The organism is Photobacterium lutimaris (assembly GCF_003025555.1).
GTDB lineage: Bacteria > Pseudomonadota > Gammaproteobacteria > Enterobacterales > Vibrionaceae > Photobacterium > Photobacterium lutimaris.
The window spans coordinates 1-24,413 of the sequence record NZ_PYMH01000006.1 but is presented as its reverse complement, the minus strand read 5'-3'; the positions used below and the strand labels follow the sequence as shown (position 1 = coordinate 24,413).

Sequence of the window (24,413 nt, the reverse complement as noted above, 5' to 3'; positions counted from 1 at the left end):
GTGTCAAAAAAGTGACTAAAATAAAATGTAAGCATTGCGTTTCCCCCCCCTGAAATCTGTGAGCAGGGTTCAAATTCTCCAAACATTACAAGGTTTAACTTTAATGACATATGCCACAGGTATACTATTCGTGAGTTGTCAATTTTTGATAGGGGTTATTTATGGACAGCAGACTGGCCGCTATTCTATTAGTGTCATTCTTTTGTCTGATTGCACTAAGAAAGTTCGCCATTGCCATTGCGCTGGTTGACTTGCCATCAGAAAGAAAGCACCACAGAGGCAGTGTTCCGCTCGTCGGCGGATTAGCTATCTTTTTTACCGTTGCCCTATTTTCACTCTTAACACCCAGTATCGGGGGCAACACCGCGCTTTATTTACTGTTTGCTGCCATCCTCATTGCCACTGGTACACTTGATGACAAATTCGATATCAGTGTCAAAGCGCGGCTAATCATTCAGCTCATCATCACCCTTATGATGTTTCGCTTGGGCGACATCCAGCTGTCCACCTTGGGCAACATCTTGAGTTGGGGAGACATTACTTTCACCAACACGTTGGCCATCATTGTGACCTTCCTCGCCGTTGCCGGCGCGATAAATGCGTTTAATATGGTTGATGGAATAGATGGCTTATTAGGTGGCTTATCGGTAATCACCTTTTCCTCAATGGCCTACTTGTTTAGCTTAAGCGGTCAGAGTGACCTCTACCAACTCAGCCTATTGATAGTCATCGCCACGCTGCCATACATCCTTCTCAACCTTGGTTTTCCCTTTGGGACAAAACTGAAAATTTTCATGGGTGATGCGGGTAGCATGTTTATCGGCTTCACAGTGGTTTGGCTATTACTGTCAGGTAGCCAATCGGAAGTAAGCAGTTTCCGCCCAGTGACTGCGCTATGGCTAATCGCCCTACCCTTAATGGATATGGCCGCCATCATGATCCGTCGAGTCAGGAAAGGCCAATCCCCCTTCAAGCCAGACCGTGAACACCTGCACCATATCTGCCAGCGGATCGGGCTGAGCTCAAAAATGACCTTGCTGACCATTTGTACTGTCGCGGTTTTCTTTGCTGCTATCGGTATTGTTGGCGAACTAAGTCATATCAGCGAGAGCGTCATGTTCTTCAGTTTTGTACTGATGTTTGCCGGTTATTATGCGGCAATCTGCCACATCTGGCGTGTTACCACGTTTATCAGAAAGGTCAGTACGTTGCTGCCTTTAAACAAAGAAACCCCCACGGTTTCCGATGGCGAACAACGGTAAACAAAATTCAATCGCAAACTGTGATAGGCTTCGCGTCCACATATCACAACTTTGCAACAAAAAGACACCAGGTGGCTGGCTAACTGGCTGAATACTTCTATACTTTTAATAACACCTTAAAAAGCAATATGTTATAAGAGTATATAAGGAGGCACCATGATTCATCAGCCAGCGAAGACTCCTCACCGTCCATCGGTGCTTTCTAGCAATGTAACAGATTTGCTTTTTTCGGTATTACTGAAAGCCAGTTTGTTTATGGATGAACTGGAAACCTTTGACCGAGAAGCGAAGGCCATTCGTCGGGAAGATAGGAAGAACGGTGTTTGAAATATAAAGCTTGTGCAAATAGCCTTTGCTATCAGATACCTCGCAACACACCTCTGACATCCATTTAAAATCAAAAACTTAAATAAAAGCCAAATCTCATTGAGACATTTTTAGCGCTCAATGAGACAAACGCTTTTTGTCTGCTGGTGTATAGAAATCTGAGTTTTGGTGTTGAAGAATATCAACAAAAATCAGCAAAAAATTGGCTTAATTTTCGTGTTAGCACGCCGATAGCATAACAAAACCAGCTATGAAAACGCATCTGTGACAGAGCATAGCCTCTTCAGCCATAAACCTGCAACTTGCTCTAAAAGCGATATTCGTTCATTTTTCATGCACATTATTGCGATACTCTAATCCTCTCAATATGAACAAAGACGCCTAACAAAATAGGGACTCATTATCGAGAGGAGATCAGCAATGGAAGCCATTACTCAGGAAAGGAAGTCGACGGGTTTGGCCAGCAAAATGGCCACCTATTGTTGGTGGAAAGCTATTGGTAAGATTGATACAAGCAAAGATAACCTCATTGATACCCTGGATAGCTCAAAAGTCTGCGGGTTCTTAAAAACAGTTTCCAAAGGCCTTAAAGAAATACACACCCTACCCAAAGCCTTAGGCGACAACCCTATTGAGCCTTTTTACGGTGAAGACAGTGAGTTAAACCGTAAGAACTACCCTAACACCGCAAGTTATCTCATCACCCTATTGAAAGCCGCTTTTGACCTGTCACCGTTCATGATTCAAAAAGAGATTGAACGCTTAACTATCCTACCATCGCCAATGAGCCCAACCCCCAACGAAAAGTGGTTTTTCATCAATGGGATTTGTACCAGCAAAGATATGGCAAAAGAAAATGCCCGCATGCTTTACAAAGTCTTCGGCCGTCCTATTACTCCGCTGCACAACCCAACCAATGGCATGATCCCTGATGTATTTGAAGCCATTATCGGACGTGATTTTGACAAATATACCAATATTGCAAGAACCGCTAAGAACCTTATTTGGGATGAATTACAGCAGCTGAAAGTCCATACCAACGATAAAAATACCGACACCAATCATCACCATAAAATTGTCGTTATTGGTCACTCCCAAGGTGGGATCATTCTCTCTAATGTCATAGGCCAACTCATTCTGGAGCATAACAAGGACTCATTACTCAATCACCTTGAGGTCTATACATTTGCCTCTGCCCATGACGAGTACCCTTCATTTGGTAACCAGAAAGGCCCACCAGGTTACCAACTCCCTTTTACCGAGCATTTTGCCAACGATGGGGACTTTGTCGCAAGACTAGGTGTACTGCATGAGAACTATAAAACTAAAGGGAACGTTTTTGAAAAGAAAGGAACAGGGCACCTGCTGAATTACCACTACCTTCGAGATTTCCTTGAAGGCAAATATGATGACACTCAACCTAGTCGCCTATCTACTTTACGAGGTGGAAAACGCTAGTAACGTGAAGGAGACAAACCATACAACTGCTATTTAATGTCGGAGCGGCCTTTCAAGGAAGTAAGCCCAAGGCCAATGACGCTCTTCAAAATCAAACAAGGCAATAACGCTCAATATCTTACCGAAAAAATACCTACAAACTTTCTGGCAAAGACTAAGGTAGGTATTTTGGATCTTGCTTGAAACCGCTGTGTGGTAGTTCACAAGCTCCAATTATTGATTCATTTACCGCACAGCCATAGAGGAACAGCCGGATATTTTGCCGGTACAGACTTTCTAGGTACGCAATCGTCTCTTGTTGCGAACTATCTTCGATTTTGAGCGGATAAAAGAAAAACGGCGTCATCACCAAAGCATTGAAACTGTCTTTGAGCAAAATGACATCTAGGTTGGGATCAATAAAACCCTTTCTTTGAAGGGTGGAAAATATCTTGATATGAAAAGCATCGGTATAAGCCAGTATCGATTTATCAATATAACTACGCCTTGGACCGTCATTTAGCACCAGCGTCTTATAGATAATGCCCAGAAGTTCAGGGTGTTCAATATCCAGGTAGAAGATGGTCATAAACAGTTCTTCGATGGTATTGCGGTTCGAAGATGCTTTTTCCAACTGGTTCAGTTTGGCAAAAAATGGTGAGTAGATATCGTCAAATACCGCTTTATACAGCCCGGCCTTGTTTTCAAAGTAATAGCCAATCAACGCGACATCTACCCCAGCTTCCCGAGATATCATACGGGTAGTGACCTTGTTGTAAGGGCATTTCAAAAACAACCTTCGGGCCGTATCCAATATGGCTTGTTGGCTGCAAGGCTGATCGGCTTCCTGCCTTGGGCGTCCTCGCGCTTTGACCTGGGTCGTCATACTACTCCCTTCCCTTATCCAAAATATATAGGCCACAGGCATTATTAAACCTTAACCGGCATGCAAATAATCTCTGCACATTCATATTTCAAATAATTGCACGTCCTTGCCCATATGACATGTGACCTAGCTCAACCATGTTATTTACGTATTCATCAAAACACGATGTTTGCGGAATAATAAACCCAGTGAAATGAGATCGCTGTCGCCCCGAACGCTCTTCCAATCTCCTTACAATAGTCCTGTACAAAAAATATGCATTTATTCTCTGGTAGCAAATAAAAATTCGTCAGCACCTGAAAACCAGCCACATATTCCAGGGCACCCCAAACAACAAGTCCCTACAGCAAGAAATTTTGGCAATAGAACATGGTAACAGGCGCTTATCTGTTAGATGGAATACAGAAAGGAATCAAATATGGAAATGCCTAGCAATGAGAGCAGTGCCCCCAGCAACGAGATCCCGGAAAGCTCTACCCCCAATCAGCAAATTCATCCACAGTCCGGCTTCTTCGAGCGTCGCTTTAAGTTAACCGAGCATAAAACCACGTTTTCTACAGAAGTGATTGCGGGTATCACCACATTTATGACGATGGTATATATCGTTTTTGTTAACCCGCAAATCCTATCTGCCGCCGGTATGGATCCCAGCGGAGTCTTTGTTGTCACCTGCATGATCAGTGCCCTTGGCTGTATCGCCATGGGATTGATTGCCAACTTACCCATCGCCCTAGCGCCTGCTATGGGGCTTAACGCCTTCTTCGCTTTTTCCGTTGTCGCCGGAATGGGGATCAGCTGGCAGACCGGGATGGGGACCATTTTCTGGGGCGCGGTTTGCTTTACCCTGATGTCCGCCCTCGGTATCCGTTCGTGGATCCTCAGCAACATTCCAAGCTGCCTGCGTATTGGTATTCCCAGTGGTATCGGTCTTCTTATTGCCTTGGTCGGCCTGAGCAATGCCGGTATTGTCGTCGCCAGCCCGGCCACCATGATCACCGTCGGTGATTTAAGCTCTCTTCAGTGTGTACTGGGCGCGTTAGGTTTCTTTATTATCGTAATCCTGGCTTCACGTGGTATCCATGCCGCCGTGTTAATTTCGATTGTCGTGGTGACGTCCATTGCCGCCCTGATGGGAGATGTCGAATACACGGGGATTGTCTCCATGCCACCCAGTATCGAGAGTACATTCGGCCAGCTGGATATTGCCGGTTCACTGGATATCGCCCTTGCCGGTGTAATTTTCTCGTTCGCCCTAGTGAGCCTGTTTGATAGCTCCGGCACCATGATAGGAGTTACCGAAAAATGCGGCATCACCGATGAACGTGGCCGGTTCCCGCGAATGAAGCAAGCCCTGATGACAGACTCAGTCACCTCTGTGGCAGGTGCTTATATGGGAACCTCGACCGTGACAGCCTATATCGAAAGCTCTGCCGGTGTTGCCGTTGGCGGCCGGACCGGGTTGACCGCCATTGTCGCCGGGCTGCTGTTCATTGTGGTGATTTTCTTCTCGCCGCTGGCTGCCATGGTTCCGGGCTATGCCGTTGCTGGCGCACTAATTTATGTCGGTATTTTAATGTCTTCTGGATTGGCAAAAGTCAAATGGGACGATATGACCGAAGCGGCTCCGGCTTTTATCACCACGGTAATGATGCCCTTTAGCTTTTCAATCACCGAAGGGATCGCCACCGGTTTTATTACTTATTGCGTCATGAAAGCAGGGACTAACCGCTGGCGCGAAATCCACCCAGGAGTGGCCATTGTGGCACTGTTGTTCATTATCAAGTTTGTCTTTGTCGATGGTCATTAACCGGGAGCAAGATAATGTCGAACCTAAAACACAAGCATACCCAACAGCTTTGTCAGGAACAGTTGCAGCAACTGCTGGCAGTGCTCCGCGGAGAAAAACCCGCGGAACTGAAGTTGACCAACCTATCAGTGCTCGATCTGGTCAATGGGGAGATAATTCCCGGGCCAATCGTCATCGACCAAGGGTACATTGCTGCTATCGGCCCAGAGGCCGAGGGATTACAAGCAAAACGCAGTGTCGACTGTAACGGCCAGATTGCGGTACCGGGGTTTATTGACGGCCACATGCATGTGGAAACCTCCACCATGACCCCGTTCGAATTTGAACGCACGACTTTACCGCTCGGTACCACCAGCATCGTTTGCGATCCGCATGAGCTGGTCAATGTGATGGGCAAGCAGGGGATCGAATGGTTCCTGCGCTGCAGCGAAAAAATGGTGCAGAACATGTTTGTCCAGATCAGCTCCTGTGTACCGGCCGTGGCCGATCTGGATATCAACGGTAGCGATTTCACCCTCGGGGAGATGGAAATCTACCTTGAGCACCCTCATGTTCTGGGCTTAGCTGAGGTCATGGACTACCCGGCGGTGATCGGCGGTAACCCAGCAATGCTCAATAAACTGGCCGCCTTTGGTGAACTGAACATTGACGGGCATTGTCCGCTACTCAGCGGACTGGATCTATCTGCCTACAGAGCTAGCGGGATCCAGAACTGCCATGAGACCACCAACTATCAGGAAGGGAAAGAAAAGCTGGCCAAAGGCATGGCCGTGATTATCCGCGAAGGCTCAGTGGCCAAAAACCTCGATGCCTTGGCACCGTTGATCACCGATTACAGCTCGCCGCTATGCCTGCTGTGTACCGATGATCGCAACCCGCACGAAATAGCCAAAGAGGGCCATATCAACTACATGGTCAAACGGCTGATCCAACAACATAAGATCAAGCCGCACCTGGCCTACCGGGTCGCTTCCTGGTCCGCAGCCCGGCACTTCGGTCTGGATCGTCTGGGCCTGATTGCACCGGGTTACAAGGCCGATATCAACTTGCTCACCGATCTGGAACAAGTCGATATCCAGCGAGTCGTGATCGGCGGCCAATTTGTTGACGAGCTGAAACTGGACGAGCTGGTCTCGGGTAAGTTGAACTCCTCCGCCCCGCCGCTGCAAAGCACGATGCGCCATAACGTTGTTGCAAGCGATGAACTAGAAATCCCCCTCACACCCGGCCATTACCATGTCATTGAGATAGTCAAAGACGAGCTACTCACCAACCACCTTGTTAGTCATTACGACGGCCGGAAATTTGATACGCCCGGCATCAACAGGCTGGCGGTCGTTGAGCGCTATGGCCACCAACTGCCGCCTGCCATGGGATTGGTGAAAGGGTTTGAACTTAATCGGGGGGCGATTGCCACCAGTGTGGGCCATGACTCCCACAATATCGTGGCTATCGGGGCCGACGAACAGAGCATGGCTCTGGCCATCAATCATCTGCTTAAAATCGGTGGCGGCTACTGTGTCGTCGAAAACGGTGCGGTGACCGCTGAACTCAAGTTATCACTTGGCGGGATCATGAGCCTCGACAGCTCGGAAGCGATTACCAATCACATCATAGCCTTGAAAGCAGCAGCGAAGAACATCGGCGTTACCGTTGCCGAACCCTTCGTGCAGATGAGCTTCCTCGCCCTACCCGTAATTCCGTCGCTGAAAATGACGGTGAAAGGCCTGGTCGATGTCGAGAAGTTTAAACTGATTGACCTACAAGTCGAAGCCCCGCTCTAACTAGAAACGCCCCCAAATGCCACCAGATATTCTGGTGGCATTTGCCTTCGTACGTCTAAATATGGCTATCTGTAGAAAAAATGAATCACTTAATAGGGAGTATTTAATCGTTTTATAAGAATTGAACGGTGTAAATTAGAGCTGAATCTTCAGTGAGCCTGATTGTATCAATAACGCCCACCATCATAACAAGCCTATCCAATGACCAAAACCAATACCCAGAAGTGCGTAAAATAATGTCGATATGGTAGATATCCTCAGCAACTTTCTTTCAGGTTTCGAATTGCTGGACATAAACACTAAAGCTTAGAGAAATATCACCAAATAGTTATCAACTATATCGCAATTAATTTCGACGTCATCGTAACCAAACGCCTTACCTTGTCTCAAAACCTAAACAATACAAATTGTTATTCGCTGGATAGGTGAGGCTGGAAGTATTATCGATTTAAAGAGCTTATCACCGTGTTAGTTTTCAACAATTCATTCGCAGGATGAATGAGACCTTAATGTATTATATTAAATAGTAAACCGTTGTACTTTGTATGTTAGCAATCAAATGAATCACAAACTATTAATGATGCGGTGAATGAAACCGATTTTTCAATAACTTTAAAGTCAGAATAATTTCAATTAAATAATTCGTGAATATTGTTAAGGGGGTTAATATGATGTAACCCTGATGAGTGAGCAACATCCAATTATGTACATGTTGTGTTTATTTAACCCCCCGTATGCGTCATGTATCACATACCAGCGCTTGCTGTGATGTAATCTATATTCCCCTTCAGTATAATGCATGCATCGTCAGTATTGTTCTGGCTACCCATAATCAGACTCCACCTTATCGCCTTATAAAATATGGAGGTTGTGTTGGTGTACGGTTAAATTTCAAAAAAGTAGTCTTCATCATTATCTTACACCTCTTCAGAGAACGAAGTGCAAAGCAATAATTGTAGAGTCTAGAAAATGATTCAGGTAAAGCTGTGATGCTTTAGGGGGTTTTTATATGTTTTAATCGAAAGTTATCATATTGACTTATAGTTACTATTCTTCTAACTGTCATAGCTATAGGTCTAGCACTTACATAATATGGAATATCTATACTTACTTTAAATACTAGGTTTTCTCCTGGATTTATTGTGGTCTGGAACAAGTGCACCCACAAATAAACAAGGATGTTCTATATAATCAGAAATCAAATAATAAAATATTGTCCGCACTTTAAGTCACTGCATCACCCTGCCTGACTTTCAGCCTTTATAGCAATCCAGCGTTTTTTGTTGGATAACAATTCACTTTGTGGGTCTTAATCTGCAAGGTTTTTACAGCTGCAAATAATTTACGTTAAATGGTAATTTGAAATGGAACGAGTTATAAATTCAATTAAATTGCAACCTGACATTCCTGTCACCTTAGAGCAAGACCGCATAGATAAAAAATATAAAAAACTACGTAAAGAAATTCTAATTTCAATATTCTTTTCTTACGTCGTGTTTTATTTAACAAGAAAGAACTTTGCTGCGGCGATGCCAGCTATTTTCGAAAGTACCGACTTAACCGCCACAGACTTTGGTGTTATGTCGTCTATGTTCTACATTCTGTACGGCGCAATGAAGTTTGTCGGCGGGATGATGGTCGACAAAATCAATCCTAGAGCCATGACGGGGCCTGCGCTGATTGCCATCGGTATCATCAATATCTTATTTGGTTTTTCAGAAAGCGTGACGGCATTTTTCATCTTCTTTTGCTTAAACGCAATTGTACAGGGAACCAGCTTCCCGCCTATGGCTAAGATGATGGCGGAGTGGTTCTCAAAAAATGAACGTGGCCGCTGGTGGGCTGTCGTTGAGGGAGCGCATAATGTTGGTGGCGCACTGGCACCAATACTGACGGCATTTGCTATTACCAGCACCGGTGATTGGCGTATGGGTTTCTTTGTGCCTGGCGCGATCTCCTTGCTAATGGGCCTGATTGCTCTATTCACCATCCATGACAGACCGCGCTCAAAAGGGCTGCCAACGGTGGGCGAATGGCGTCAAGATGAAAGTGAAATCCAACACGTCAAAGAGAGCAAGCCGGATGTGAGCTTTAAGGAAATGTTTTTTAAACATATCCTGAAAAACCCGTTCGTCTGGCTGATTATTGGTGGTGATACGTGCGTCTATATTGCCCGGACTATCCTTAATGACTGGCCAACTATCTATTATACGCAAATGCTTGGCTGGGACTTAGTGACCGCAAACTCGATCGTCAGTTGGTTCGAAGTCGGCGGCTTGGTTGGTGGTCTGTTAGCCGGGTATTTATCAGATATCTTGTTCAAGAACAATCGTTGGATGACCGGCCTTATGTTCGCGATTGCGCTATGTGTGTCGCTCGCGCTCGTCCCTATGGTTCAAGGCTTATCGTACATGTATACAGCCGTGCTATTTGGCATCATCGGTTTTGCACTGTATGGCCCCCATATGTTATTCGCTGTAGGCTGTTTAGATGTGACCCATAAAGATGCATCGGGCAGCGTAACGGGCTTCAGGGGCTTGTTCAGTTACTTGGGCGCTGCACTTGCAGGTGTACCTGTTGTCATGATCAAATCGAGTTTTGATTGGGATGGTGTGTTTGTTTATGCCTTAGGCTCGATTATTGTCATGACCGTTTGTCTGGCTATTCTCTCATTCACACACAAACTAAAATAGTTTATTCAATGCGCTTTCCTCCCGCTTTTCAGGGGAAGGCCATACTGACTCGTACTCATGGTGTATATAGTGAAAAATAACAAAGAAAATTACGTTGTTTCCCTTATTGAATCAAACGATGGATCCCTTATACAAAAAATTGAAACCATTATTGGCAGCTATGACTTCGTTATCAAAGGCCGACACACACACCGATACTTCGATGGCGCGTTGAGTTTTGAAATTTGTGCTGAGACTTCAAAGCTAACCGACTTCAAAAACAAAATCAGTGAAATATCTTCTCAGTATAAATGCGATGTTTTTGTCCAGCCGTCTGACTTAAAACCCCGTGGGCTTGTTGTCTTCGATATGGACTCAACCCTTATTCAACACGAGGTGATTGTTGAATTGGCTCAGGAAGCCGGTGTTTCAGATGAAGTTTCTGATATAACAGAATCCGCAATGCGCGGAGAAATTGATTTCAGTGAAAGCTTCAGGCGTCGCATGGCATTGTTGGAAGGGATCGATATTTCCGTACTTGATAGCATTTTTGACAACCTGAATATGACACCGGGAGCATCGAGGCTACTGACCTTTTTGAAAGAGCATGGCTTTAAAGTCGCCATTCTTTCTGGTGGGTTTACTTACTTTGCCGAAAGGATCAGAGATAAGTTCGGGTTAGATTTTGTCTGCGCCAATGAGATCATCGTGAAAGACGGTAAGGTAACGGGTGAAGCGGGCGATCTCATTGTTGATGCCGATGTCAAAGCCAATACACTGCAGCAATTGATGGAGCAATACGCGTTCACAGCCGATGATGTTGTTGCCATCGGCGATGGTGCTAATGACCTGAAGATGATCCACAAAGCAGGACTGGGTATCTCATACCATGGCAAAGCATTGGTGAGAAGGGAGTCGCCATATTCCATCAATTACTCAGGATTAGATGCTGCCATTGTATTTCTACAACATAATGATTGAGCCATAGACAACCGACCAAATAGATAGCCCTTAATTACTTCATCAACCGAAAAGGCCAGTGGCAATTTCACGGTTGGCAGAAGATCATGGATATGGATTGCCAGTTCAATCTCTTCCAAATAGCCAAAGTGCAGCAACACCTTTTGCCCCTCAAAACCAAGAATACTTGGCAAAGAGAAAGTCCAAAAGGCTAGCTCGGAACTCTTGGAACGATCCTGCTCTGACTGCTTTATAAGTTGCTGGGTATCAAACGATGCTTTAGTGAAGGCTTGAGCCGTATGCTGTGAAAGTTGCACGTACGTTTCTTAGGGAGACGGCACTTGGTAACAGGTGTCGTCTACTCGACAAAATGTGTTACGCCTTAGGGCTGTAATGAGCCAGCAACACGTAGCTGCAACATAGCGATTTTTTGCAGCCCTTAAATCAAATGCTGAACACTAAAGACTAGAATTGTATCGGTATATTATTATGTTATTTTATTTCTCTGACTCAACGAAAGTTTGCCGGTTACTGAACGTAATAGAAGTATCTTCCCCTTATGAAGGCGTATTTCAATTTAACCCTCGATCTATCAATACAACACGAATAAAAATAACGCCAAAAGCGTTTGTAGGATCACTCAACCACACTCATCAGAATAACTATACCCTCACCTTTCGTAATAGTTTAGAAAAAGGCTCTCCGGCCATTTTGACATTAGACTGTATCAAGAGAGACGATTTAAAGAGTAGTGCCAAGGAAATGCTAAATGAAGTGCAAGCCAATAAAGCGAAATGTCAGGAGCTTGAAGAACCAGAACCAGTTCAGGGAATTTTAATTCCTAATATAAACGATCTTTGAATAGCACCTTGATACCTGTAGAAACACATACCAAGGTGGCTAAATTACTTACAGCTTCTTCGCCCACGCTTTGGCTGATTCATCAATCAGCTCATAGGCAAAGTCGAACGCTTCGCGGCTCTGGCGGTATGGGTCAGGAATATCTTTTTGACCAATCCACTGACCAAATAGCATGGTTTTGCCACGTGCTTCCGGTGCAATGTTGGTTACTGCTTCGATATGGCCTTTTTCCATCACCAAAATCAAGTCGTAATCGCGGCAAAGCTCGCTAGTAAGCTGTTGGGCCACATGCCCTTCCAGACTAACACCGTGCTCAAGCGCGACTTCAGCAGCGGTTTTATCAGCCGGTTTACCCACCATCGCACCAACACCGGCGGAGGCAATGTGCTTATTAGGTAAGTGGTGCTTCAAAAGGTATTCACCCGATGGAGAACGGCAGATGTTGCCAACGCAAACCACCAGAATTTTATTAAACATACTGTCCCTTATATTTCAAAAGCCGGTCTTTCAGACGCAAGAAAGTGGAACGGTGAGCAAGCCTCACTCCCCTTCCCGCATAACCGTTTTACACTGCCAAGCAGTCTACATTAAGTGATACGATTTTTCAGCCCAGTACCTGTAACAAACTCATCGCCAAGGTGCAAAAATCGAGCACCCAATTTCCGTGGGCCTAAAACGCAAAAAGGGCGATTCCCCAGAGGAGAATCGCCCTTTAATAATTTGACAGTTTTTCAGTTAAGCGGCTTTCACTGCCTCGGCAATATGTTCAGCCCACTGCTGCGCCATTTCTGCTGATTCTGCTTCAACCATCACGCGGATTAACGGCTCGGTACCAGACTTACGCAGTAAGATACGGCCTTTCGGTGTGTCAGTACCCACTTCCATCGCTTGCTCAGCTTCAATCACGGCGCTTTTCACCAGATCAGATTCAAGCGGCTGATTTTCACCACTAAAGCGAACATTGATCAGCACCTGTGGCATCATTGGCATATCAGCTAATAGTGTATCGAGGGTATTACCGCTGCGCTGAATGACTGCCAATACTTGCAATGCTGCAACAATCGCATCACCAGTGGTCACCAAGTTACGGCAAATGACGTGACCAGAGTTCTCGCCACCTAGCCACCAATTGCGCTCAAGCAACTGCTCCATCACATAGCGGTCACCCACGTTAGCACGGACAAACGGAATACCCAGTTTAGCCAGCGCCACTTCAAGGCCCATGTTGGACATCAAAGTACCTACTACGCCACCTTTCAGCTGGCCATCAATCAATGCTTGCTTAGCCAGTACAAAAAGGATTTGGTCACCATCGGCTACGTTACCTTTACTGTCGACCATCATGATGCGGTCACTATCACCATCAAGGGCAATACCCAAGTCAGCTTTATGTTCAACAACAGCCTTTTGAATAAGCGCCATTGATGTGGCACCGCACTTGTCATTGATATTCAAACCGTTGGGTTGATTACCAATCGCGATAACCTCAGCACCCAACTCACTGAATACCGACGGAGCAATGTGGTATGCCGCGCCATTGGCACTGTCGACCACAATCTTCATGCCCGCCAAAGACAACGCAGATGGGAAGGTGCCCTTACAAAACTCAATGTAACGGCCAGCCGCATCTTCCATACGGCGCGCTTTACCCAACAAGTCAGACGATACACATTCGATGTCTTTATCAAGCTCAGCTTCAATCGCCAGCTCAACCTCATCCGGCAGTTTCTCACCACTTTCCGAGAAGAACTTAATCCCATTATCGTAATATGGGTTGTGAGACGCACTAATCACAATACCGGCTTCCGCACGGAATGTTTTGGTCAGATATGCCACCGCTGGGGTTGGGATAGGACCGGTCAAGATAGCGTTGATACCCGCAGCCGACAGGCCTGCTTCAAGCGCGGATTCCAACATATAGCCTGAAATACGGGTATCTTTACCAATGATCACTTTCTTGGTGCCCTGACGAGAGAGAACACGACCTGCAGCCCAGCCAAGCTTCAATGCAAAATCAGGGGTAATTGGGTAGTCACCCACTTTGCCGCGCACACCATCGGTGCCAAAATATTTTCTAGTCATTCGTTTGTATCTCTGAATTATTTTTCTGTATGTATGAAGTATTCTTACGTTGGATAGCCTTGCTCTTGAATAATGATTGCTATTGATTAGCTTTATGAGTGAGCAAGCTTTCTAACTGCTAAATTTCTAGCGAGACGTTTCTATTGTGTTATTTGATTTTCACTGGACGCTGCCAGTCATTTTTAACCTTCGGTGCGACACGGGTGATCACCAACTCGTTTTCACCAACATTCTTATTTACCGTCGAACCCGCACCGATTGTCGCGCCATTAGCAATGGCTACCGGAGCGATCAACTGGCTATCTGAGCCAACAAAGACATCGTCGCCAATGGTTGTCTTAAATTTATTGGCGCCATCATAATTACAAGTAATTGTACCTGCACCAATATTCACCCGCTCACCGATTTCAGCATCGCCTAGGTAAGTCAGGTGGTTCGCTTTAGAGCCTTGGCCCAACGTTACTTTCTTAGTCTCAACAAAGTTACCAACGTGGGCATCATTTTTAAGCTCAGTGCCAGGACGAAGTCGACTGAATGGACCGACGGTACACGCCTCACCAATGATCGTATCTTCAATAACACTATATGGGCGGACCAACGTATTATCAGCAATAATGCAGTTCTTCAGAACCGAACCCGCACCAATGATAACGTTATTCCCCAGAGTGACATTACCTTCAATTACCACATTGATATCAATATCAACATCCGTTCCGCACTGCAGTTGGCCACGCAAGTCAAACCGACTTGGGTCTTTAAGCATCACACCTTGTACCAGTAACTTTTCAGCTTGCTTTTCTTGATAGGCACGCTCAAGTTTTACCAGTTGAACACGGTTATTGACCCCTTCAACTTCAATCGCATCGACTGGATGTACAGCTTCGATCGCACGTCCTTCATCATGAGCGAGGGAAATAATATCTGTCAGATAGTACTCACCCTGTGCATTGTCATTGCTGAGCATTGAAAGCCATCGCTTCAAATCTTTACCCGTTGCCACTAACACACCGGTATTGACTTCATTAATCAACTTCTGCTCTTCAGTGGCATCTTTTTGCTCAACAATAGCAACCACAGGACCATTTTTACGAATAATGCGACCATAGCCTGTTGGGGCATCTAACACGACGGTCAACAATGCAATGCCACCTGTCGGCTGCGCTTCAAGCAAGTTCTTCAACGTCTCAGGGCTAATCAATGGCACATCACCATATAACACCAACACTTTTTCATCATCAGAGAAATGTGAGGATGCTTGGTCAACAGCATGCCCGGTTCCAAGTTGTTCAGCTTGAAGCACCCAGTTGGCATTTTGATTAGCCAGCACTGATTGCATCATGTCACCACCGTGGCCATATACAAGGTGCAACTGGTTAGCATCGAGTTCACGACAAGCATCCATCACATGGGTAACCATAGGTTTACCGGCAAGGGTATGTAATACTTTCGGCAGGTTTGAGTACATCCGGGTCCCTTTACCTGCGGCTAAAATGACAGCACTAAAATTCATTTAAAACTCCAAATAAAAAATGCTGCGACTTTTTAAAGTCACAGCACTCAAAAGTTAAAACTACCGCAAAAGTTTATTTCGTATTATTTTTCAGCGTTGGTTTGAGTGGCTTCCATATTGAAATCAATTGGCTTATTGGTGCCAAACAGCTTATGGATAAACGTCGTAATGCGCCAAATATGGCTAATTACGAAGAAATATACACAGAAGGTACATAAGAACGCGATGAACATCACCGACTCGCGTACACCATTTAAATCAGCCCATATACCAATAGCAGCCATAATGGTTGCCAAGCTACAAATCAATACCAATGACTGGCGTGATGAGAATCCAATGCGCTGACAGATATGGTGTAAATGCTCACGGTCAGGCTTGAATGGCGAATGGCCTTTACGAATACGGCGGATCATAATCGTGACCATATCCATAAGTGGAATAGCAATCAGCCACAATGCCGTTACCGGTTGGAAGGCATAAGCTTCCGCTTCTTGTGAACCCCGGATCAACATCCATACCACAGCAAAGCCGATGAACATACTACCCGCATCGCCCATAAAGACCTTAAAGCGGCGACCTAGAGGCATACCCAAGTTCAACATGATGTAAGGGATAAGCGCCGTCACAATCAACAAGCATACTGTTGCTAGGTAAGTATTACCTGAGAAGTAAAACACGCCACCCAATGCCCCAAAGGTTACTGAGGCCAAACCACCTAACAGGCCATCAATACCATCAACCATGTTAAACGCATTGATAGCACCAATAACCCCGAAGACGGTGATAACACCACTTAAAAGCGGAGAAAGCATGATGGTATCACTACCCATCAGGTAACCGAGGTTATGCAGACTGTGCTCGCCAATGTGGATCATAGCAAGAGAAATTAGCGCCTGGACCACAAGGCGGATCTTAAAACTAAGATCAAAGAAATCATCAAGCGCACCCAAGACCACCAAGATCACGGCACAGCTTAAGAATAAAATCAGATTATTTGAGATCGGCAAAAACAGCAGGAAGCTGATCACAATAGTAGAAACGACAGAAATGCCCCCGACTAGAGGGATCACACCTTGGTGCAATTTCCTTGCATTGGGTTTATCCACTAAACCAATTCGCTTTGCCACCTTACGGAATATAAATAGGCTGCAAAACGACAAGATAAAGACAAAAATAAATGCGGTAGTTGTCATCATTATTTCTTATTTAATTGAACAATCAACGGGTAGTTTTCAGTAATAATTAGTTACAAACAGATTTTAACTCACCAGTTTTAAATTATCACCACTCTTAAAGAGTGACTCAAGATAGGTGTTGAAGTCTTCACCTAAGGCACCATGACGAAGGCCATACTCAACAAAGGCCTTCAAGTAACCTAGCTTATCGCCACAGTCATGGGATTTGCCAGTCATATGAAACGCTTCAACGGTCTCTTCAGCCATTAGCATATCAATCGCATCGGTTAGCTGTATCTCATCACCAGCACCAGGAGGAGTAATCGCCAACTTGTCCCAAATTTTTGAAGAAAGCACATAACGGCCAACAACCGCTAGGTTTGATGGCGCATCTTCGACAGCTGGCTTTTCAACCATTGCCTTCATTGCATGAGATTGACCACCTTCAAGTGCAGCTCCTTCACAATCTACAACACCGTATTTTGACACATCGGCCATTGGCACAGGTTCGACCATGATCTGAGATGCTGAAGCTTGTTCGAAACGCTCAACCATTGCAGCCAAGTTTTCGGTAGACTGATCAGCTGTGTACTCGTCAAGAACGACATCAGGAAGGACAACAGCAAACGGCGCATCACCTACGAGCGGCTTAGCACAAAGAACAGCATGCCCTAGCCCTTTAGCGTGACCTTGACGTACATGCATAATAGTCACATCTGGCGGACAAATAGACTGCACTTCATCAAGCAGCTGACGCTTAACACGTTTTTCCAGCGTCGCTTCCAGCTCGTAAGAGGTATCGAAGTGGTTTTCGATCGCATTCTTAGATGAGTGAGTCACCAGTACAATTTCTTTGATGCCAGCAGAAACACACTCTTTAACGATGTACTGAATAAGCGGTTTATCCACCAACGGCAGCATTTCCTTTGGAATCGCTTTAGTTGCTGGAAGCATACGCGTGCCTAGCCCCGCCACGGGAATGACGGCTTTTGTAATTTTTTTCATCATATTCCTTAATAGAGTTAACGTACCTGTCGCTCTATAGAGATAGGTCCACAATACCAATTTATCTATGCATATTAAAAAGCCGGTAAGCAAAACCTACCGGTTCATGGTAATGGTATTGCATGACAATGCCTAGTGCCTATGTTAATTAAGTACTAATTAAATATTGATAAGAGAGTGATTTTAATTCACCACACATGGACAATTCAGTACTCGAATAGATCCTTATCCAAGAAGCGAAGTTTTAATGCTCTCCATGCTAAAAGCACTATTGGGGACTTTTAAACTGTATCAAACGCGTACTGAGCTCGCGCCCCTAGTCAAATATATCATTAAACAATTGTTTTTATTTAAAAATTAAGATTGAAAAACGACCAAGAAAGCAGCCAAGTACAAACTCAATTAGAGGTCTTATAGCTATATCTGAATCTAAAGTGCCTTCTGACGTAGGTTACTAATCATTATTTAAATAATCAACGATCGAAGATGAAATATTCCCTACTGCAAACTCTTTCTCTAATAACTTATACCCAGAAATTCCAATCCTCTTTCGTAAATCTATATCATTTTGCAGGTTGCTAGCATTTTCAAAAAAGGCATCATCCTCGCCATTAACACTAATCAAGCCTGCGTGATTAGTATTAACTAAATCCATTAAGTCGTTTCCTTTATTCACACTACCAAGTATTGGCAATGATTGAACCATATACCCTAATAATTTACCTGGAAAATTATGAGCAGTGTGCTGAGCCGATAGAGAAAATAACCCTACATCGACTTGAGCCAAAATATCTTTGAAATCACTTTGCGAAACCGAAGGTAGGTAAGAGCAATTGGTTAATTCCCACCTTTCTATCAAGTCATTTACCAGTTTAACTTCGTCGCCTTGCCCCAGGAAAAGGAAATGCGCTTTGTCAAAGCATTTCATTCTTTTGGCCAGTCGCATCAAGTTAGACATATCCTGAGCGTGACCAATGTTACCGCCATAAAAGTAAATAACTTCGTCCTGTAGTCCCAATAGCTCTCTCAAGTTACTCGCTTTATTTGAGGGGTAGTGTGGCGATAAGTTAGCCCAGTTTCGTAATATCGCGGTTGGATATTTAATTTTTGTGTTAGAGTTAAAAATCTCTAGATTTTTTTCAGACATAACGCCAATAATATCGGCCTTGCGATAACAAACAGATTCAAAAAATCTAAAATAACGTTCAATCAGAGACCCCTCTCTCATCAAACCTGAATCGATAGCCCATTGTGGAAAGAAGTCACGCAAAATTAGATAACTTTCACACTGGCAACGCTTTTTAAGTTTCCCCACTAAAGAGCCAAAAAATATTGACGGGGAATAGTAAACAATCCCATCAAACGTATTTTTGTCTACTTTCCCTTGAATAGCATACCAAGCTCTATGTGAAAGCAACGTTTCATTAATAGCTCGTTTAACCTTTGGCACGTCCTTGATTTGACCGGAAAGAAAACGCCAAACAGCAACACCATCATGTGAGTCTTCAATAAGTGTTGGCAGCCCTTTTTCAAAATGAGGAGTGATAACAGTCACTGTATGCCCTTGCTCTATCAATTCCAGAGCAAGTTCATGCATCATCTTAGCCCCAACACGCGTACTGTGGGGCAAATAATCATCAATGATTAACGCCAGTCTCATTAGTACTCTTTCCAGACTACACGCTTAACATAATCCGTATAGGAGTGTACTATGCGAACAACTTTATCCGAGACATTCGGCATTGAGTAATCGTAAACCTCTCTCAGTAAACGCTTTTCACCACTTGGCTGCAACTCTAAAATAGCCAACCCCTGCAGTACACGCTCAACCTCAAGGCCTACCATCATCACAAACGCTTCTTCCATTCCCTCAGGACGCTCGTGGGCTTCACGAAGATTCAGCGCAGGAAAGTTCATGATCGATGATTCTTCATTGATGGTGCCGCTATCAGACAGTACAGCCTTGGCGTTCTTCTGGAGGTGATTGTAGTCATGGAATCCAAGAGGCTTAAGAAGCTGAATGTTCGAGTGGAACTCTATACCTTGAGCTTCAATGCGATTACGAGTACGTGGATGCGTCGAAACTATAACCGGCAGGTCGTAGTACTCAGCCACAGTATTCAACGTTACTGCCAATTTCTGCAACTGCTTCGGAGAATCAACGTTCTCTTCACGGTGTGCACTCACTACAAAGAATTCACCCTTTTCAAGATTTAAGCGTTTTAGTACGTCTGAGCTATCGATTTGAGGCATGTAATAATTCAATACCTCAAACATAGGACTCCCTGTTTTAATAACTCGGTCTGCAGGCAAACCCTCTGCGATGAGGTAGTCACGCGCAATCGTGCTATACGTTAGATTGATATCAGAAGTATGATCAACTATCTTGCGGTTAGTTTCTTCAGGCACACGTTGGTCAAAACAGCGATTACCCGCTTCCATATGAAAAATCGGTATCTTACGACGCTTTGCCGGAATAGCTGAAATGCATGAGTTCGTGTCCCCCAATACCAACATTGCGCTTGGTTGTACCTGCTCAAGTACTTCATCTACTTTAATAATTACCTGGCCAATGGTCACTGCTGCATTCTTACCCGCCGCATTTAGGAAATAATCGGGTTTTCGTACCCCCAAGTCGTTGAAGAATACTTCGTTTAGCTCATAGTCATAGTTTTGACCGGTGTGGACTAGAATATGTTCGCAATGTTCATCCAGCTTAGCCAATACACGTGACAGTCGGATAATTTCTGGACGAGTGCCCACAACCGACATAACTTTTAATTTTTTCATTCTTGTTCTCTTATTACAGTGGTTTTGCAATCGTATCAGGTGCATCTCTATCGAAGACTTCGTTTGCCCATAGCATCACTATAAGCTCATCATCTCCAACATTCGTAACAGCATGACTCCAACCTGGAACAGTCTCAACGACCGTAGCTTCTTCAGAATTCACTGTAAGTTCATAGCGTTCACCTGTAACAACGTGCTCAAACTTAAACAGCGCCTCACCCTTAATCACCAAAAACTTTTCATTCTTAGAATGATGATAATGACCGCCGCGGGTAATACCTTTATGAGCGGTGAAGAAAGAAAACTGTCCCGACTCTTTGGTCTTTAACATTTCACAAAAAACCCCGCGTTCATCACCGTATTTAGGCAAGGTATAGTGGAACTTTGAAGGTTCGAAATAGCTCAAATAAGTTGAATAAAGTGCACGAGTCAAACCGTTGCCCACATGCTCAGTCACCAAGTTAACTCTGCTATCACTAAATGCCTGTAAAAGATCTGCAACTTGACCTACAGTTGTATTGTATTCCATCGGCACTTGCTTAAGTCCACTCTCTACTCCACCATCAAGAAGACCAATAAGCACTTTACAAACATCGTCAATGTAGACTAAGGTAACCGGAGCACTTCGATCATGAATATTAATATCAATATCATTAACGATGTTGTGACAGAAGGTTGCTACAAATGAGTTGTAGTTAGGGCGACACCATTTGCCAAACACATTAGGAAAGCGGTAAATAAAAGTACTAGCCCCCGTTTCACTGCCGTATTTAGATACTAGGGCTTCAGCCTTAGCTTTACTTGCACCATACGCATTATCCAAGTTTGCTTGGATTGAAGAACTCAACATAACCGGCGTGTTTCGATCATTGGATTTAAGTCGATTTAAAACAAATTCGGTAAAGTTTGCATTACCTTCTGTGAATTCAGATTCGTCTATAGGTCGATTAATGCCCGCTAAGTGGTAAACAAAATCAGCAGTATCTAATGCATGCTCAATTTCATTTTTAGAAGTATCTTTATCAATATACTTTACAGAATCGTAGCCTTTTTCTGACAGCATCACACACAAGTTTTTGCCGATGAAGCCTTTGGCACCCGTCACTACAATATTCATTACACGCCCTCAGGAACTACTGTACTACCCGTTTCAATATCTTTGATAAAACTTAGCTTACGAAGAAGTTCGACCATACCATCAACATCCAAGCGCTCAGTGTTATGGGAGTTATAGTCCTCAACCGCAGAGAGGTCTTTATCTCCTTCCTCGTTAAACTTTGAATAGTTCAAATCACGGTTATCCGATGGAATACGATAATATTGACCTTGATCCTGAGCTACGAACATCTCTTCACGACTACACAAGGCTTCAAATAATTTTTCTCCGTGACGAGTACCAATAACATTAACAGTATGCTCAGGTTTATTCGCTACTTTGAGAAGTGCATCAACCAATGTTTGAATCGTTGCTGCAGGGGCTTTTTGGACAAAAATATCACCATTAGAACCGTATTCAAATGCGTGAATCACTAAATCGACAGCATCATCCAAAGTCATCATGAAACGCGTCATATCTGGGTCAGTTATAGTAATTGGTTTGCTTCCAAAAACCTGACGAAGAAAAAGTGGGATAACTGAACCACGAGAGGCCATAACGTTACCATAACGAGTAGCACAAATGGTTGTATTTGTGTGTTCCAAATTACGGCTCTTAGCTACAATCACCTTTTCCATCATGGCTTTAGAAATACCCATCGCGTTAATCGGGTATACTGCTTTGTCTGTACTCAAACAAACAACTCGCTCTACATTATTCTGTATTGCCGCTTCTAAAACATTTTCAGTTCCGAGCACATTAGTTTTCACCGCTTCTAAAGGATAGAACTCACAAGATGGAACCTGTTTAAGAGCCGCAGCATGGTAAATATAGTCTACACCTCTTAGCGCATTGTTCACACTTTGAAAATCACGAACATCACCAATATAAAATTTTAGCTTTGATGAGTTATATTTTTTTCGCATATCATCTTGTTTTTTCTCATCACGAGAAAAAATACGAATTTCTTTAATATCTGTCTCTAAAAAGCGATCAAGAACAGCATTACCAAAAGATCCTGTACCACCAGTGATTACTAAAGTTTTATTATTAAACATTTACATCATTCTCTTTTTCATAAATTTTTGAGTCAACAAGGAATCGATACCAGAAAGTTTGCAAAACATAAAACATCAAACCTTCCTTACCATCTAAAAAGCCAAGCCTTAATAAATATCTGTATATAAACATAAGGAATGATCTTAAAAATAGTGGTAGCTTATAATATTTATTTTTTAGCAATCTATTTTTTTTTGCTTCACCCAACTCATAACTTTCTACACGTCCAGATAAAGACTTATAATATTCAATTACTTCTTTTTCAGAATATCGATTATGCTTATCTATCCAACTATTTATTCCCATTAAATTATGATCAATGAAATCAAATTTAAGAAAAGTTGAATCACCATCAGTCAAGACCATATGCTCATCCATCTCTCGATCTTCACAACGAGCTTTTCCCTTCCGCCATATTCTAAGTAAAACCGTTGGATAGTAACCTCCGTGCTTCATCCAACGACCAAGGAAGTAAGTTCGTCTTTTTATATTAAAACCATTGATTTTTTTATCAACTTGATTTGAAAAAACTTCCTTAATTTCGGCGACAAGCTCAGGTGTCAAATACTCATCAGCATCTATCCTAAAAATAAAATCATTTTTAAAATCAATATTATCTATCGCCCAGTTAATCTGATTGGAGTGATTAACCCAAGAGTTTTTATAAAACCTAACTCCATTTTTTATTGCTAATCCCTCCGTATTGTCTGTCGAATATGAATCAACAATAACTATATCATCAGATATACACTTAACTGATTCTAAACACCTCTCAATATGTAAAGACTCATTATATGTAATAATTAAAACACTAATCATCTAAACTTCCATGTAAAAAACGTTGAATAAAAGTATTTTCAGCCTTCAAGCGTGCGGGCTTAAAAGAACGACTATCAATCAAATAGGATTTCATAGATTTAACTGTATCTTCTACATCATTAATATTGATATAATTGCACTCATCAATTACATCGTTAACATAGTCTAAATTAGGAGCAAAAACTGGAATATCTAACATAGCGGCTTCAATTAATGGCAAACCAAAACTTTCTAAACTTGAAGGAAAAACTAAGGATCTAGATGAATAATAAATATCAATAACCTTTTCATAAGGAATTAAACCGTAATTATCAATATTAACAACACCAATCTCATTGATATGATCTATCTTTTCTAATAAGTTTTTATATCTAGTTTCAATAGGGACAGTTAATGCAACCTTGCAACTCACATTCAAATTAGATAAATTGAAAAAACAATTAAGTAAAAAGTCATGATTTTTATGTAAACTAGGAAGCCCCACAAAGCAGAAGTCATATTTCTTAGGTAAATCAGCCTTATATAATTCATTGTAGAAAGGTAATATCGATATATCATAATTGTAATAATCATGAAAAGCTTCTTGCATTGTTCTTGATTGACAAGCAATCAGTGATACGTTTCCTTTGAAAAATGATATATAGCATTTTAATAAAGAATTTTTAAGAAGCTCCTTAAAGCTTTTATTGTTAACTTTTGAATTTTTATTAACCAAATAAGCATTGTGTATATATAAAATAGAGCTTTTACATTTTACTAATGGTGGAAGATTACCAAAAAACAAAACACGATTATATTTTTTAGTAAAAAACAAAGACATAAATAAATTCTTTTTTCTTACTACATTAATATTTTCATTTATATATAAGCTTGTTATGTTA

The 24,413-nt window shown here is 43.1% G+C and carries 20 protein-coding genes and 1 pseudogene; 9 read left to right on the top strand and 12 right to left on the bottom strand.

Features of this window, described 5'->3' with window-relative positions; genetic code table 11:
• Window positions 1–161 precede the first annotated feature (161 nt).
• The 3 genes from wecA (C9I99_RS13375) to C9I99_RS13370 all read left to right on the top strand — a co-directional run bounded on the left by wecA (C9I99_RS13375) (window position 162) and on the right by C9I99_RS13370 (window position 3,047).
• Entirely contained in the window at window positions 162–1,262 is a 1,101-nt protein-coding gene (wecA, locus tag C9I99_RS13375; protein ID WP_107349397.1) for a UDP-N-acetylglucosamine--undecaprenyl-phosphate N-acetylglucosaminephosphotransferase, read from the top strand.
• A gap of 156 nt (window positions 1,263–1,418) precedes the next feature.
• A complete protein-coding gene (locus C9I99_RS27215) occupies window positions 1,419–1,589 on the top strand; it encodes a hypothetical protein (protein ID WP_166645439.1) in 171 nt (56 codons plus the stop codon).
• A gap of 420 nt (window positions 1,590–2,009) precedes the next feature.
• Window positions 2,010–3,047 (top strand): alpha/beta hydrolase, encoded by a 1,038-nt coding sequence (locus C9I99_RS13370; protein ID WP_107349396.1) that lies wholly within the window; start codon window positions 2,010–2,012, stop codon window positions 3,045–3,047.
• A gap of 154 nt (window positions 3,048–3,201) precedes the next feature.
• On the opposite strand, the gene C9I99_RS13365 is transcribed toward C9I99_RS13370, so the two are convergent.
• Window positions 3,202–3,912 carry a TetR/AcrR family transcriptional regulator gene (locus C9I99_RS13365; RefSeq protein ID WP_107349395.1) on the bottom strand — a complete coding sequence of 237 codons (711 nt, stop codon included), beginning with the start codon at window positions 3,910–3,912 and terminating at the stop codon, window positions 3,202–3,204.
• Between the two features lie 418 nt (window positions 3,913–4,330).
• On the opposite strand from C9I99_RS13365, the gene C9I99_RS13360 reads away from it, so the two are divergent.
• The 6 genes and pseudogenes from C9I99_RS13360 (at window position 4,331) to C9I99_RS13330 (ending at window position 11,996) form a co-directional block, all read left to right on the top strand.
• Window positions 4,331–5,719, top strand: coding sequence for an NCS2 family permease (locus C9I99_RS13360; protein ID WP_107349394.1), 1,389 nt, complete (start codon window positions 4,331–4,333; stop codon window positions 5,717–5,719).
• A gap of 14 nt (window positions 5,720–5,733) precedes the next feature.
• Window positions 5,734–7,503, top strand: coding sequence for an adenine deaminase (gene adeD / locus C9I99_RS13355; RefSeq protein ID WP_107349393.1), 1,770 nt, complete (start codon window positions 5,734–5,736; stop codon window positions 7,501–7,503).
• Between the two features lie 1,364 nt (window positions 7,504–8,867).
• Window positions 8,868–10,196, top strand: a complete 1,329-nt coding sequence (locus C9I99_RS13350; RefSeq protein WP_107349392.1) for an MFS transporter — start codon at window positions 8,868–8,870, stop codon at window positions 10,194–10,196.
• A gap of 69 nt (window positions 10,197–10,265) precedes the next feature.
• On the top strand, window positions 10,266–11,156 hold the full coding sequence (gene serB / locus C9I99_RS13345; RefSeq protein ID WP_166645440.1) for a phosphoserine phosphatase SerB: 891 nt from the start codon (window positions 10,266–10,268) through the stop codon (window positions 11,154–11,156).
• 23 nt (window positions 11,157–11,179) lie between these two features.
• Window positions 11,180–11,391 (top strand): annotated as a pseudogene (locus C9I99_RS13340) (group II intron reverse transcriptase/maturase); the annotation flags it as partial.
• A 233-nt stretch (window positions 11,392–11,624) separates the two neighbouring features.
• Entirely contained in the window at window positions 11,625–11,996 is a 372-nt protein-coding gene (locus C9I99_RS13330) for a hypothetical protein (RefSeq protein ID WP_107349390.1), read from the top strand.
• Between the two features lie 48 nt (window positions 11,997–12,044).
• Here the strand turns inward: C9I99_RS13330 and C9I99_RS13325 are convergent, their stop codons facing one another.
• The 11 genes from C9I99_RS13325 to C9I99_RS13275 form a co-directional block, all read right to left on the bottom strand.
• On the bottom strand, window positions 12,045–12,473 hold the full coding sequence (locus C9I99_RS13325) for an arsenate reductase/protein-tyrosine-phosphatase family protein (RefSeq protein WP_107349389.1): 429 nt from the start codon (window positions 12,471–12,473) through the stop codon (window positions 12,045–12,047).
• 258 nt (window positions 12,474–12,731) lie between these two features.
• Window positions 12,732–14,078: a phosphoglucosamine mutase gene (gene glmM / locus C9I99_RS13320; RefSeq protein WP_107349388.1), complete on the bottom strand. Its 1,347-nt coding sequence runs from the start codon at window positions 14,076–14,078 to the stop codon at window positions 12,732–12,734.
• A gap of 148 nt (window positions 14,079–14,226) precedes the next feature.
• Window positions 14,227–15,588 (bottom strand): bifunctional UDP-N-acetylglucosamine diphosphorylase/glucosamine-1-phosphate N-acetyltransferase GlmU, encoded by a 1,362-nt coding sequence (gene glmU, locus C9I99_RS13315; RefSeq protein WP_107349387.1) that lies wholly within the window; start codon window positions 15,586–15,588, stop codon window positions 14,227–14,229.
• An 83-nt stretch (window positions 15,589–15,671) separates the two neighbouring features.
• Window positions 15,672–16,784 (bottom strand): UDP-N-acetylglucosamine--undecaprenyl-phosphate N-acetylglucosaminephosphotransferase, encoded by a 1,113-nt coding sequence (wecA, locus tag C9I99_RS13310; RefSeq protein WP_243734537.1) that lies wholly within the window; start codon window positions 16,782–16,784, stop codon window positions 15,672–15,674.
• Window positions 16,785–16,847: 63 nt separating this feature from the next.
• Window positions 16,848–17,768, bottom strand: a complete 921-nt coding sequence (galU, locus tag C9I99_RS13305; protein ID WP_107349385.1) for a UTP--glucose-1-phosphate uridylyltransferase GalU — start codon at window positions 17,766–17,768, stop codon at window positions 16,848–16,850.
• 454 nt (window positions 17,769–18,222) lie between these two features.
• Complete coding sequence (locus C9I99_RS13300) at window positions 18,223–19,428, bottom strand: glycosyltransferase family 4 protein (protein WP_107349384.1); 1,206 nt, start codon at window positions 19,426–19,428, stop codon at window positions 18,223–18,225.
• A complete protein-coding gene (wecB, locus tag C9I99_RS13295) occupies window positions 19,428–20,558 on the bottom strand; it encodes a non-hydrolyzing UDP-N-acetylglucosamine 2-epimerase (RefSeq protein WP_107349383.1) in 1,131 nt (376 codons plus the stop codon). Before wecB ends, C9I99_RS13300 begins: the two co-directional genes overlap by 1 nt.
• Window positions 20,559–20,571: 13 nt before the next feature.
• Window positions 20,572–21,675, bottom strand: a complete 1,104-nt coding sequence (gene wbjC, locus C9I99_RS13290; protein WP_107349382.1) for a UDP-2-acetamido-2,6-beta-L-arabino-hexul-4-ose reductase — start codon at window positions 21,673–21,675, stop codon at window positions 20,572–20,574.
• Window positions 21,675–22,712 carry a polysaccharide biosynthesis protein gene (locus C9I99_RS13285; protein ID WP_107349381.1) on the bottom strand — a complete coding sequence of 346 codons (1,038 nt, stop codon included), beginning with the start codon at window positions 22,710–22,712 and terminating at the stop codon, window positions 21,675–21,677. Before C9I99_RS13285 ends, wbjC begins: the two co-directional genes overlap by 1 nt.
• The gene (locus C9I99_RS13280) at window positions 22,705–23,532 is read right to left on the bottom strand and encodes a glycosyltransferase family 2 protein (RefSeq protein WP_107349380.1); all 828 of its coding nucleotides are present in this window, start codon (window positions 23,530–23,532) and stop codon (window positions 22,705–22,707) included. Before C9I99_RS13280 ends, C9I99_RS13285 begins: the two co-directional genes overlap by 8 nt.
• On the bottom strand, window positions 23,525–24,413 hold an 889-nt coding region (locus tag C9I99_RS13275; RefSeq protein WP_211321958.1), incomplete at its 5' end, for a glycosyltransferase. The genes C9I99_RS13280 and C9I99_RS13275, both read right to left, overlap by 8 nt.